The organism is Paraburkholderia solitsugae (genome assembly GCF_013177695.1).
Lineage (GTDB): Bacteria > Pseudomonadota > Gammaproteobacteria > Burkholderiales > Burkholderiaceae > Paraburkholderia > Paraburkholderia solitsugae.
In genome coordinates, this window is record NZ_WOEY01000185.1 from 13,959 (window position 1) to 27,242 (window position 13,284).

9 protein-coding genes and 2 pseudogenes are annotated in these 13,284 nt (G+C 59.9%); 5 read left to right on the forward strand and 6 right to left on the reverse strand.

What is annotated here, in order from left to right:
- Positions 1-6: 6 nt before the first annotated feature.
- The 5 genes from GNZ12_RS43195 to GNZ12_RS43215 all read right to left on the reverse strand — a co-directional run bounded on the left by GNZ12_RS43195 (position 7) and on the right by GNZ12_RS43215 (position 2,888).
- Positions 7-354: a carboxymuconolactone decarboxylase family protein gene (locus GNZ12_RS43195; RefSeq protein WP_172319033.1), complete on the reverse strand. Its 348-nt coding sequence runs from the start codon at positions 352-354 to the stop codon at positions 7-9.
- 652 nt (positions 355-1,006) lie between these two features.
- Positions 1,007-1,525 carry a hypothetical protein gene (locus GNZ12_RS43200; protein WP_172319035.1) on the reverse strand — a complete coding sequence of 173 codons (519 nt, stop codon included), beginning with the start codon at positions 1,523-1,525 and terminating at the stop codon, positions 1,007-1,009.
- Between the two features lie 118 nt (positions 1,526-1,643).
- Complete coding sequence (locus GNZ12_RS43205; RefSeq protein ID WP_172319037.1) at positions 1,644-1,913, reverse strand: DUF1488 family protein; 270 nt, start codon at positions 1,911-1,913, stop codon at positions 1,644-1,646.
- Positions 1,914-2,262: 349 nt separating this feature from the next.
- Entirely contained in the window at positions 2,263-2,604 is a 342-nt protein-coding gene (locus GNZ12_RS43210; RefSeq protein ID WP_172319039.1) for a type II toxin-antitoxin system RelE/ParE family toxin, read from the reverse strand.
- Positions 2,604-2,888: a type II toxin-antitoxin system Phd/YefM family antitoxin gene (locus tag GNZ12_RS43215; protein ID WP_172319041.1), complete on the reverse strand. Its 285-nt coding sequence runs from the start codon at positions 2,886-2,888 to the stop codon at positions 2,604-2,606. Before GNZ12_RS43215 ends, GNZ12_RS43210 begins: the two co-directional genes overlap by 1 nt.
- 489 nt (positions 2,889-3,377) lie before the next feature.
- Here GNZ12_RS43215 and GNZ12_RS43220 point away from each other — a divergent pair, with 489 nt between their 5' ends.
- The 3 genes and pseudogenes from GNZ12_RS43220 (at position 3,378) to GNZ12_RS43230 (ending at position 5,030) form a co-directional block, all read left to right on the forward strand.
- Positions 3,378-3,659, forward strand: coding sequence for a type II toxin-antitoxin system CcdA family antitoxin (locus tag GNZ12_RS43220; protein ID WP_172319043.1), 282 nt, complete (start codon positions 3,378-3,380; stop codon positions 3,657-3,659).
- A complete protein-coding gene (locus tag GNZ12_RS43225; protein WP_172319045.1) occupies positions 3,659-3,982 on the forward strand; it encodes a CcdB family protein in 324 nt (107 codons plus the stop codon). The genes GNZ12_RS43220 and GNZ12_RS43225 overlap by 1 nt, the downstream gene beginning before the upstream one ends.
- A gap of 315 nt (positions 3,983-4,297) precedes the next feature.
- Positions 4,298-5,030 (forward strand): annotated as a pseudogene (locus tag GNZ12_RS43230) (IS6 family transposase).
- A 241-nt stretch (positions 5,031-5,271) separates the two neighbouring features.
- Here the strand turns inward: GNZ12_RS43230 and GNZ12_RS43235 are convergent.
- Positions 5,272-10,827, reverse strand: a complete 5,556-nt coding sequence (locus GNZ12_RS43235; protein WP_172319051.1) for a trifunctional serine/threonine-protein kinase/ATP-binding protein/sensor histidine kinase — start codon at positions 10,825-10,827, stop codon at positions 5,272-5,274.
- Positions 10,828-11,269: 442 nt separating this feature from the next.
- On the opposite strand from GNZ12_RS43235, the gene GNZ12_RS43240 reads away from it, so the two are divergent.
- Both GNZ12_RS43240 and GNZ12_RS43245 read left to right on the forward strand, forming a co-directional pair.
- Complete coding sequence (locus GNZ12_RS43240) at positions 11,270-12,451, forward strand: recombinase family protein (RefSeq protein WP_235994094.1); 1,182 nt, start codon at positions 11,270-11,272, stop codon at positions 12,449-12,451.
- A 456-nt stretch (positions 12,452-12,907) separates the two neighbouring features.
- Positions 12,908-13,284 (forward strand): annotated as a pseudogene (locus GNZ12_RS43245) (DDE-type integrase/transposase/recombinase); the annotation flags it as partial.

Here is a 13,284-nt window from a genome sequence, read left to right on the forward strand (position 1 = left end):
TCGATATCAAGTGACCGGACGCATACAGCCTACTCTCACCGCCCGGCCGTCACCCCACTTCACCGGCGGGAATTCCAGATCAGTGTAGTAAATGCGGTTGAAAGCGTTGGTGAACACGGTCAGCGCGATGGCCAACGTGATCTCCACCGGTTGCCGGTCGGTATAGCCGGCCGCCTTGATCGCCGCGAATTCGTCCACGCGGATCGCGCCACTGGATTGCCGCAGGGTGCGCACGAAACGCACCAGCGCGGCAAACAGATTGGGAACGCTGCAAACGGCCTTCTTGATCTGGGCGTTGACTTCAGCGGTGGCACCGGTGGCGGAAGCAATCCCTGGACCGGTGATACGGCTCATTGCAACACTCCTTTGGCAGGTAGGTCAGGAGTCTCCACTTTAGGACAGCACGCTGATCTTGAAGAGCCTCGCATGGCTCAATGATATGGATGTCAGTATCAATCGCTATCCTAAGTGACAACGCGAACCCGGTGTGCGTTCAGAATGCATATCACGTACTGGACGATTTCATCGAGATCGAGATGCCCATACGGAATGACTGTTATGTCCGCACATGAATAGTGACTCTGCTCACTTCGAAAAGGGTTTCGTTACTCACGCCCTCGCCTGTTTGACGAAACCTCCAGCCGGCGACAGATTCCGGCAGAGATTGAAGAAAAGCCTGCGAACCGTGGATGACCTCCGAGAGCGGGAGTTCGGTCAGTCCGTAGTACTTTTCGTCTCGATGGCTGCGCGGGAGGTCGCCGCTTGCCATGTCGCGTAAAGTGTTGGGACTCCGAGTGGCTCGACAGAAAGCCTTTGCCATGAATTCGGACCCAAATCGTCCCCCTCTCACTCTTTCCCCACGAGCTATACACCTGGTGCCGCGCTGCCTGCGCTTCTGCAGTCGCGCATCCCGATTCTGGACGGGGCGATGGGCACGATGACCCAGCAAGGCCTTGATAATCATGTAGCGGGCCTGAACCTCACGTCGAGAGGCGCAGGGGTAGAGTCAAAGTGAAACAAACCCTTTGACCTGACGGAGGCCGACATGAAGTTCTGCGGAATAGACCCGCACTCGAACAACAGTGTGATCGTGGTCAGTGATGCCGAAGACCGGATCGTACTGCAACGTTGCCTGCCGAATGAGCTTGGTGCAATCCTCGCGGCGCTGGCGCCTCACTGCGGAGATCTTGCCGGCGTGGTTGTGGAGTCGACTTATTATGCACGCCCCGGGATTATGCATGGTTTGTCTGTCGTTCCCAGGTGCGATCGCCCGAATTTTTTGGACTCCGGGTAGCGCCTCAGCAACGATAGACTTCGCATAACGGATCGTGCTCTTCTCAGATGGCTTCACCGCCATCTCTGAGGAGAGCAACCATGACCACGCAAGACGTTTCTGAAGTCGTCGCACGCAATCGCGCACGGAACGGCGTACTCGAACCAGTTGTCGGAGCTTATGCCAGATACTTGAGGCATCGCGGATACGCAAAACATTACTCAGGCGTCGATAAACGCTGACATTGGCCATTCCCTTGGTCGCGCAACGCCTCGCCGTAGGTGCCAAGAATCAACATTTGAACGAACGTGCTTTTTCTGTGCTTATTAGATGCACGTCGACACGACAGTCACCGTCAGCCAACGGTCGGTTACCGGGTCACGAAGTCGTTGACGGTCAGCCGCAGCGGTTCGTAGGGTCGCGCAAGTAACTTTCTCTGGGCGACCGCGACAATGCGGTTACGCCCGTTTTCAAACGTCCTGAGTGTCCGCGTTGCGTCCGCATTGCGTGGTAGCCAGAAGTAATCTTCGAGCGCGTCACGTGCAACCGCGGCTTCGACCTCGCGGCCGCGGATCGACAGCATGAAAACAACGGTGCCTCCGTCCGGCGAGACAGCGGGCGCGCGATCAAGAACCTCCATGACATACCTCGGCAATATTATTCGCGGTCTTTGTATTTGTACTGCGCCGCTCAGCGATAAATCTACCAGAAGTTGAAAGCAGCGCAATCGTCAATGACGCAACAGTTCAGCCTCACCAGGTATCCGTTCTTGATAACCGGCAGGCGACGTACGTGCATGCTATTTTCTGGCGGCCGTTGTGTTGCAGGCGGTTTTGCGTTTTGAGATGTACGCAATCGATACAGACGGTTAGTTGCGTATTGGAAATCAACATTCTCCGTTATGGTGAGCTTTTTCGGGAGCGCGTGTACCACCATCTGGCGAGTGGTCCAGCACTACAGCGTGAAGACACCTACCTATAAGGCTGAATTTACCAGCGAGAACGCAATAGTCGTTTCTGGAGAAACATTCGTAGATCACGGCGCGTATCGGTGACGACGTGAATGTAAATCGTGTCGTCGCGCACCTCATATATAACCCGATTCTGCCCGCTCAAGGCTTCCCGGAAATTCAGACCGCCGAACTCTGCAAGCTCAGCCGGTACATAACCGCTCTGTGGGAACTGCCTGATATTGCTAAACGTGACGGTCAATTCCGCGGACGTCTGCTTCCACGTCCCGGCACCGAAGCTTTTGAGGATGTAGCGACGCAAATCCTTCGTATCCTCCTGCGCCTCGTCCAGAATCAGGAGCTTCAGCTTCGCCTGCCCCATCAGCGGATTTTCTCCTTCAAGTCAAGGTCGTCGAGCTCGGCAAGAAACTCATCAGCATCCTTGAATTTTCCCTGCTCGATGTCCTTCTGGCCTAAGGCCAGGATCTTGAGCAACGCCAGCGTTTGCTGGGTGTCTTCGTAGCTTTGTACGTCCTGCACGACGAGCTTCGCCTCGCCATTTTGCGTAATGAGCAGCGGCTCGCCAGAAGCCGTCAAATCCTTGACGATCTGCGCTGCGTCGCTTTTGAGGTAGCTGATTGGCTTTACGTGGTCTGCCAGGCGCATGTCCGATTCTCCGTTCGTCACCACAATCAGACAGAATATAGACTAAATTCAGTTTTATGCGAAGTCCTGAATCAGGCTGGACCGCTCGTGAGCTGTCATCGGGGGCTCGATTTGCCCATCCAGAAAATACGCTGCAGTTCGACACCAGTTGATTGGTCGCCATGAATGCGCTGCCCTATCCCCGCATGACACCGCGAGCCCAGCCGCCCCATCACCGCACGGCGCACCCTCAAACAAGAACGCTTTATCGGTGTTGAATTCGGCGCTGCACTTGTGGCCTGCCGGAAAAGCCACAAAATCGCCTCAAGCGTTGGTCTGGGAAACAACTTGCTGCAAAGCCTCTTGAAGCAAACTTGTTCCCGACATGTTTGCCAGCCGCAATTCGACTGGCCACGCGCGGGAACAAGGTTAAGTGAACCAACGACCGCCGCTCCGCCTACACGCGGATGTGCGATACTATGCGCACGTTTATGCGCATAGGAGCTGCACATGATTTCCGCACAAATTCGGCAGTCTGGCGAACCGGCCATATCTCAACCCGCGCGGAAAGCTACGCGCAAACCCACCAACGTGTCGTTGCCAACCGACCTGCTTGACCGCGCGAAACAGCTGGACGTCAACATCTCGCGCGCAAGCGAACGGGGTCTGCGCGAGGAAGTCCACGAGGCCGAAGCGCGCGCGTGGGCGGCCCAGCACGCGGGCTTCATTGCCGAGATGAACGCACGCATCGAGCACGACGGCTTGCCGCTCGGCGAACACCGGATGTTCTGATGGCCCGTTTTGATCTGTACAACAACCCTTCATCGAGGTCCAGGGCGAAATCGCCGTACCTCCTCGATGTGCAGAGCGATCATCTGGGCAGTCTGATCTCGCGGGTCGTTATTCCGCTGACACGCGTGGCTGGCAATTACACACCCGGTGAGGTCGCCCAGGATTTGGCACCGATCGTAGAGATCGGCGGAGAAAAGTTCATACTGGAAACGCCATTCCTCGGCGCGATCAGAACCAGTGAGCTTGGTCCTGCGACCGGAACGCTCAAACCCGAACAGAGCCGGGTTCTGGCCGCACTCGGCCGGCTGTTCGGCGCTTACTGATCAATCGCCGGCCCTTGGCAAACGTTCCAGAAGAGAATCGACGCAATACCACTTCGACAGGATCGCTCGACGCCCAGTCGAACATGGCAGCGGACTTTTCGCGCTGCAGATGATCGTAGGAGGTGAAGGGCCCTTCGAATAAAAGGTGAAGTGACCAGTTGGCTGCGCGCAGCCAACCAGCGATCCAAGGCCTATCATACTTTCTTGTTTGGTCCGTCTGACGGCGCACGATCGATGGCAAGTGCGGCACCAGACATTCACGAGACTCTCAACGGCTCTGTCAGCTTGACGGGCAGGCGGCGGTAGAATGAAGTGATGAAGAAAACGAAATCGCTTTATCACGGTCACCGCTTCCCTGCCGCCGTCATCAGCTGCGCGGTTCACTGGCATTTCCGGTTCAGCCTGAGCCTTCGCGACATTGAGGAATTGTTGCTCGAGCGTGGTGTCGTGGTCACATACGAAACGATCCGTTGCTGGTGCGACAAGTTCGGCGCTGGATTCGCCCATTGTGTGCCAAAGCGGCGCGGCGCAAGCCGGGTAGCACATGGCATCTGGACGAAATGTTCGTGACCCTGCGCGGCGAGCCGTATCTGTTGTGGCGAGCGGTCGACGAGCATGGTGCCGAACTCGACGTGCTGGTGCAAAAGCGGCGCGACAAGGCCGCGGCAAAGCGCTTCTTCCGGAGGGTGCTGCGTTCAAACCCGCTGCCGCGCAAGATCGTTACCGACCAGTTGCGCAGCTATCCCGCAGCAAAGGCTGACATTCCCGAGCTCGCTCATGTAAAACACGTCTTTGTCAAAGCGGCAGCACGCGTGAACAACCGTGCCGAGAAGAGCCACCAGCCGACCCGCCGGCGCGAACGCCAGATGTGCGGCTTTCGCGATGCGCGTCGCACGCAGGCGTTCCTCTCATGCTTCGGCCCAATCCGGCAGCACTTCGCGTTGCCAGACATCAGATGAACGCGGCATGTCATCGTGCCGTACTCAAAGAACGCTTCGCCACATGGCATGGTTGGACTGTTACTGCCGCAGTCGATGAAGTTATCTGATAAGGAACTACCCTTTAGCTACGCAGGTAGTCTACGCCCGCCAAGTTGACAGAGCCGTTTTCAGGGGTCCTTACCCTTGACCGGTGCTCGCGAGCGGTTTGTAGGTCGATCTGAGAGGTCGACTTTCTTGCGAGCGAATTGAAGAGGCCACGCAGCGACTTTTTCAACAGTATCGCTGTGACAGCGGACGTCCGTCGCAGAATTTATCGGTGCGCCGGGAGCCGCGAACGGCGCCTCATCATCATATGTTGCTCGGTTGGACAGGCACGGTGAACTGAAAGGCGGCACCATGGGGCACGTTCCCGCTCACCCATATCCGCCCCCCGTGCGCTTCCACAATCGACCGGCAGATGGACAGCCCCATGCCCATCCCGGCAGCCTTCGTCGTGTAGAACGGCTCGAAGATGCGCTCGACGTTTTGCGGAGTGACACCCGGCCCCGAATCGCGCACGGCGACAAGCGCGCTACCCGACTCGTCCTTGCTGGTGCGGACGGTTAATTCCCGCGGCCCCTGGTCGACCGTGCTCGTCGCTTCGATGGCGTTGACGATCAGGTTCAGAATCACCTGTTGGAGCTGGACGCGATCCCCTTCAACGAGCGGCAAGTCCTCCGCAAGCTGCATCCGCACGGAAACGCTGTGCTTCTCGGCCTCACCGCGCGTCAGCGCGATGACCTCATCAATCGCCTCATTGATCTGTAGCCTCTCCTTACACTGTGGAACGTTCTTGACGAGGCCACGAATTCGATTGGCGATCTCGCTGGCGCGCATCGCGTCCTGGATAACCAGGTCAAACGAATGCCGGGCTTCCTCCAGATTCGGCGGCCGAGCGCTCAGCCAGCGCAGACCCGCCTGCGCGTTGACGGCGTTCGCGGCGATCGGTTGCGTGATTTCATGGCTGATCGAGGCCGTGAGCTGCCCCATCGTCGCGACGCGGTTCGCGTGCGCCAACTCCGTCTGCACTTCGCGGTAACGCCGCTCGCTCTCGCGTGCTTCGGCTTCGGCCCGCTTGCGCTCGCTCAAATCGAGCACGAACGCGACGCCCTGATTCTCCGTTTCTTCGAAGCTCGCCGCGCCGATCAGCACGGGCACACGGCTACCGTCCTTTCTAAAGTACTCCTTTTCGAAGGGTTGTAATGTCCCCGTCGCCTGGAGATCAGGCACCCACTCCCGTCTGTCGCGCTCGATCCAGTCGGGCGGCGTGAGGTCCGTCCAGCGCAGACGCCCGGATATGAGATCGTCGCGGTCATAGCCCACGATTCGGAGAAACGCGTCATTGGCCTCGAATATCCGACCGTCGAGATCGTAAATAAATATACCGACAATATTCGCGTCGACGAGGCGCCGGATCTTTGCTTCGCGTTCGGCCAGATCGCGGTACAAACGGGCATTCTCTAGCGCAATTGCGGCCTCCGAGGCAAGCAGCTTCAGCACCGCGACGCGGGCTGGAGCGAAGACGCGGGGAGCCAGGCTGTTCTCGAGATAGAGCACGCCGATGAGCTTTGCCTGGGCGAGCAAGGGCAGGCAGAGGATGGATCGCGCCTGCCGCTGCCGAATGTAGGGATCGGCAGCGAACGGGGGCTGGGCCGCGGCATCATCGAGCATGACGCTTTCCCGGGTGCGCAGGACATAGTTGAGCACCGCCTCCGGCAGCCCGGCCGTGGCCATGGGCTGGTCGCGCAGCTGCACGAGGACCTTGTCGCCGCCGGTCGTGGCTTCCGCCTCGAGCCGCAGCTCACCCTCGCACGGCAGGACGAGCAGCCCTCTTTCGGCACCGGCCTGCTCAATCGCCGTGCGCATGAGCGTATCGATCAGGTTGCCCAGGACGATCTCGCCTGAGACCGCCTGCGAGACCTTGATAACGGTCGCAAGGTCGAGCTGTTCGACCGGCGTCCCGATCGTACTCGTTGGGCCGGGTGCGCGCTCTTCCCACCTGAGTTGCGGATACAGTTCGTCGAGTTGCCGCACCTTCCCAGCGGCTCCCCAACGCAGATAGCCGTAGCGGGCATTGCGCAGACACAACTGCGCGAATTGCTGGAGCCCCCGCGCCATGTAAAAGCGTGCGGCCAGTTCGTTAGCAAGCGCCTCGTTGTGGATAAATCCATTTGCCTGGGCTGAGCGGATGGCCCGTTCGTAAAGGTCCATCGCATCGAGCGCGCGGCCCTCGATCCGGGCGATTTCCGCCCCGACCAGGGCGGCGCGGTTCTCGAAATTCTCCGGGCAATTGGCCGCCCAGATCTCAAGCTGCCGGTGGTGCGCGACCAGCGCCTCGACATGCTGCTGGCGCTGGTCTGCCGCCGCGGAGTCACAAGATGCAGCGCGGGACAACGCGTCGTAGAAGCGATACTCCGCCGTTTCGAAAGATGACTCTGATGTCCAAAGTAGCCGTTGCGCCCTTAACGACGCATCGACTGCTGCAGCATAGTCGCCCGCGAAATAGCGTGCCTGCAGTTTGCATATCCAGTACCGGCACTCAGCAAGCGCCAGGTCCGGATTGCTGGCAAAACGACGCTCGATCCGAAGCTCGTCGAATTGCGTATCGTCAAAGCAACCGAAATTCGGCGTCAACCCGCGGAGCGTCCGAATGAGCCCGAGCTGCGTGCTGATGCGGTCAATGGCAAGACCGAACCGTATCTTCTCCGCAAGGGCGAGACCCCGTTCGGCTTCGCCTTGCACCTCCTCGAGTGGATCGCCGGCCGCAAGCAGGTTCGTGTACAGGTGATGACAGCAGCCCGCCGCGCAATTCAGGTCGCCGCTTTGGTTGGCGGCCTCGAACGCGCGACGCAGGAGTTCACGGCCATCCCGGATATGTTGCGTCCACGGCAGGACGCCATTTGCAAAGCTCAGATAGGTCCTGGACTGTAAGCGCCTCAGTCCATGCTGCTCGACCAGCTCATAGCCGAGCCGGCCGAATCGAAATCCGGCCTGGTAGTCGCCGAATCGCGGTCCGGCGATGACGCTACCCAGATATCCATAGGCGTGGCAGGAACCGTCAGAGTTGCCGCCTTCAAGACTCAGATTGACAATCCGACAGATGACAAGGCACACCAGGTTCGGACTCGTATAAAAGGCAGGCACTGAAAGCATAGTCAGAACATCGACAGTTGCGAGCGAGGCCGGGTCGCTCATCAAAGGCAGCTCGACGAGTGCCTCAATCGGGCGGTCCCCGACGGTTGCCCCGATCCGCTGATATTCGCGGCGCGCTTCTTCTTCCGTCGGATGCGGCGACCAATCGATGCCCAGATGCCGGAGATAATTGAGACCGACGGCGACCGCGCGGCCGCTCTGATCGAAGTTCAGGCAGAGATCCATGTGCAAGCACGCGACCGACGCGCGTTCGACCGTCGTGGCCGCGCGGGCCGACAGCGCCGTCAGGCGCTCGTCCGCTTCCGTCAGCGCGCCGGTCAGGAACTCGCATTCGGCCCGGTTCAGCTCCAGCGTGAAGAACAGCTCCCGTCGGCGCGACCGGCCATCGTCGCTCAGCAGCGCCACGCCTGCGACGAGATACTTGAGCGCCGAGGCGTAGGCCGTTGAAGCCTTGGCGCGCCGCCCGGCGATCAGATTGAACTCGGCGAGTCGCTCGCGTTCGGCCCGGGAGGTAATCAACGGGATGGCACGGTTGAGCTGATTGACGATTTCAAAAATCGCATCCTCGCGCTTCTTGGCAGGCGTCTGCCTGGCCAACAGCCGGCCGATTTGAAGGTGGGTCTCCCCGCGCAGTTCCGCCGGGATTTGCGAATATGCGGCTTCCTGGATGCGATCGTGGACGAACCGGTAGGTGAGCGCGACGCGCTCAACCAATTCCTGACGAACGGCCGGCCATAGCGCCGCATGCACCTGTTCGTCGGAAGCCTTAAGGACGATCGAGAGCATTGCCGTCTCGGCGATGTTGCCGAGGCAAGCCAGTCGCTTCAACGCCGTCTGCGTGTCGGCCGGCAAGCGGGCGAGCTTCGTGACCATAAGTTCGACGACGTTATCGGTATACCTCTTCGCGTCAATACGCTCGCGAACCCACGACCAGCGGGCAGCATCATGGTCAAAGACGAGCAGGCCCTCGTCGGCCAGCGACGTCAGGAACTGAATGGCAAAAAACGGATTGCCGCCGGTTTTCTGGTGGACCAGTTGCGCGAGCGGCGCGGCGCGCGACGGCTCGCAGCGAAGCGCGTCCTCCAGCAACTGCCGCAAATGCGCTTCGGTGAGCGGCGCCAGCGTGATTTGCGTGACCTTGCCGCCGGCGGCCTTGATGGCGTCAAGCTTGCGCATCAGCGGATGGGCCGCCGTCACTTCGTTATCGCGATAGGCACCGATCAACATCAGGTGCTGCAGGTCGGACCCGGTCAACAGGTCTTCGAGCAGATCGAGCGTTGCCGCGTCGAGCCATTGCAAGTCGTCGAGAAAAAGCGCCAGTGGATGCTCCGCCCGGGCAAATACGCCGATAAAGCGCTGGAAAACAAGCTGGAAACGCCGTTGATCGTCCTGTGGCGGAAGCACGGGGACCGGTGGCTGTTCACCGATGATGAGTGTGAGTTCGGGGACGAGAGCGACTATCAGCCGTGCGTTCGGCCCAAGCGCCGCCACAAAGGCGTCGCGCCAACCGCTCAGCTCGGCCTCGCTTTTGCCGAGAAGCGGTCGCACGAGGCTCTGAAAAGCCTGAGCGAGCGTCGAATAAGGGATGTCATGCTTGTACTGGTCAAACTTGCCCGCAGCGAAAAGCCCGCGCGGCGGCACCAGCACCCTGTGCAGTTCGTTGACGACCGAGGACTTGCCAACGCCCGAATAGCCGGAGATGAGCACCAGCTCCGTCGCGCCGCTTGTGACGATGCGATCGAACGATCTGAGCAAAGTCTCAACCTCGTACGCGCGCCCGTACAGCCTCTCTGGGATTAGCAGCCGATCGGGCGTGTCCTGTTGACCGAGTGGAAAGTCCTCGATGTAACAGTGAGCTTCCCACTCGGTGAGGCACCGGCGCAGATCGCGCTCGATTCCGCCGGCAGTCTGATAGCGCTCCTCGGCCGCCTTCGCCAGCAGCCTCATGATGATGGCCGACACCGGGTCGGGGATGCCCTCCAGGCGCTCGCAGGGCGGCACCGGCTTTCGCGCGATATGACAGTGGACCCACCCCATCGGGTCGGTCGCGGCGAACGGCAGCGAACCCGTGAGCATCTGGTAGAGCGTGACGCCGAGCGCATAGAGATCGCTGCGGGCGTCGATCGAGCGGTTCATGCGCCCGGTCTGTTCGGGGGCCATGTAGGCGAGCGTGCCGGCGATGGTCTCAGGCGGCTCGGGTGCCTGCCGCTGGCGGGGCAGGCGTGAAGCCATGCCGAAGCCGGTCAGCCTGACCTCGCCGTTCGCGTTCACGAGAAAATTGGCCGGCTTGATATCCTTATGAACCAGGCCGCGCTGGTGCGCCTTGCTGAGCGCGGTGACGATGCCAAGGGCAAGCCGTAGGAAGCAGCCCACTTCCATGGGCGCCTCAAGTAACCGGCTAAGCGGCTCGCCGCCTCGGTCCTCGAGCAGCAGCAGCGTCCGACCGCCTTCGCGCACGAGTTCCAGCGGCCGCGCCGCCCAGGCGCTGTCCAGTTCGTCGCGCAGGTTGTACTCGTGGGCCAAGCGATCCAGACTGGCGGGCGTCGGGTGCTCCGCGGTGAGCCGCACGGCCAGCATCGCAGTTTGACTGCCATTGGCGTCCAGGTGCCGTACCCGGCAGAAGGCACAATCACCGTTCTCCCACAAGACCTGGAAGCGACTGTCTTCAAGCGCGCCGAACCGAGAAGACGGCTCCAACTGCTGGCCCCCCATCAAGCGGTGGCCGCTGTCGGACGGAGCACGCACTTTATCCCCCTCGACTGGCCACACCGCAACAACTAGAGTGTGCCACACCCGAGGCAACAATAGCGCTTGTTGCGGGCCGGACCTACAGGTGATAACTCTGACGATACATAGGAAAGGGTCAAGCGGGGGGGTGTTACCCAACGATCGACAAGCAACCAAGCCAATGCGGCCCACGAAGGTCCGGACCGGGACCCACAGCCGAGATCCACCGGCTAAGAGGCGAATGTCGGGAAGTGGCAATCCAGCCCGGAAATTCACCACGATTCTTGTCTATGGTGTGCGCCGGTGGGGGTGATTTCAGGATGTTGATGAAGCCGCTTTCTATGAATACGCCTGTCGCCGTGCTGGCGTAAAGGTGATTTACGTCGCGGAGCCTTTTGAAAACGACGCTAGCCAGGCTATGTGCGTCATGAAAGCGCTTAAGCGTGCGATGGCGGGAGAGTTCAGTCGCGAGATCTCGCGGAAAGTTTTCCTGGGCCATTGCGTCAACGTCCAGCGCGGTTACCACTCATGCGGCCCACCCGGATATGGCCTGCAACGCGTACTGGTGGACGTCAATAGCGGCGTCCGGAGGCCGCTCGCACCGTACCAGTACAAAAGCATCCAGACCGACCGTGTAATCCTCGCGCCGGGACCACCCCATGAAGCAGCGCTCGTGAGAAAAATGTTCGAGTGGTACGCCACCCGCAGAACTGCTGCTACGGACGTAGCGCGCCGACTGAATGACTTTGGCATCTGCAACGGTGCAGGTCGACCATGGTTGCCTCGGAACATTCTTCAGATTCTGCGCAACGAGAAGTACATCGGCACCAACGTCTACAGCCAGACGTCGTCGAAGCTGGACGCCGCATGGGAGCAATTGCCCAGGGAGGAATGGATATGCGTGACCAGTGCCTTTGAGCCCGTGGTCGGCAACCAGCTCTTTGGCGCCGTTCAGCGCAAGCTCGCCCGCAGCAGGCAAATTCCCAGTCGGGAAGAAATCGTCTCTGGCCTACGCAAGGTCATCGAGAAGACCGGCAAACTGAACCAGGCAACCTTGAGGCACTATAGAAGCGCGCCGTCTGTAGAGCGCATCATGCGGGAATTCGGCAGTCTGTACGGAGCGTACGAGGAAATTGGGTACTCGCCCTATCTGAATCCCGAGCGGTCCCGGAACAGATACGTCGAACGACGGATGGAGCGTTCGTTAGCCGATATCACGACGGAGGTGCTGCGAGGACTGGGACATGACGTAAAGTACGAAAAGCACACCAATGTGATGGGCGTGGACAACACGCTCAGGCTGCAGTTTGTGGCGAGGAGTTCATGGCTCATTCGCGGGCATTCACCATACAGGGTCGTGCGCTGGCCAGACTGCTTCGCCATCGACTTTCTGGTGTACGCCCGCATCGAGCGTGCGGCTACAGATTTCCTCGACTTTCATATTTTCCCACGGGGCAGCCTCATGCCCGGTGCGTACACGGTTGTCTACCGAAACGGTGTTTCGAGATTTGCGGATCTTCGACGTACCGACCTGAAGTCGCTCGTCGAGCTTTTGGACTCCGTCCCACTGGAAGTGCTGGATCGCGTTCCGCCGGGTGGTGTCGCATGACTCCTGGGGCCCCGAAACCGGTGCCCATGGCCACATTGGCTGGCGGCTGCTCGAAGCAATCCGGGGCCAGCGAACACGGCAAATCTGCGACGCCCACGCGGTATCAGGGCAAGCAGGTTGTGCGAAAACCCTTTGAGGTCAGGATACGGGAAGCGATCAAGGATGAATGTGAACTGCAACGTGCCGCGCTCTTGCGCACGGTGGCTACAGAAGCGCAGATGACACTTCTCGCAAACACCCTCAGAGAACGTCTATCCCGGACGGACTTCGTTGCCGTGCTCGACGCGGCCGGATTTGCAAAAATACCCAGTCTCGTTCGCCAACGTCTGCGGGAGCAATCAGCCGGAAGCCGTACTGTGTCGACGTTATTTATTTATCGCGATTTGGCAAGCGATTGGAGTTCGCCATCTCATACCTTTAAAAATAGGGTCTTATATAGGCCGGCGGGCGCCGGCTCTTTGGCGGGCAGTCGACGAGCACGGCGTCGAACTCGACATCCTGCTGCAAAAGCGGCGCGACATGGCCGCCGCCAAACGTTTCTTCAAGCGTGTGCTGCGCTCAAACCCGGCGCCACGCAAGATCGTTGCCGATCAATTGCGCAGCTATCCGGCAGCGAAAGCCGACATCCCGGAATCGGCAAACGTGAAACATGTGTTCGTCAAGGCTGCGGCCCGCGTCAACAATCGTGCAGAGAACAGCCGTCAACCCACGCGGGAGCGCGAGCGGCGTATGCGAGGCTTTCGCGACCCGAAGCGCACGCAGGCTTTCCTGTCGAGTTTCGGTCCGATCCGTCAGCACTTCGCTCTGAAACGACATCTGCTGCGCGCTTCTCT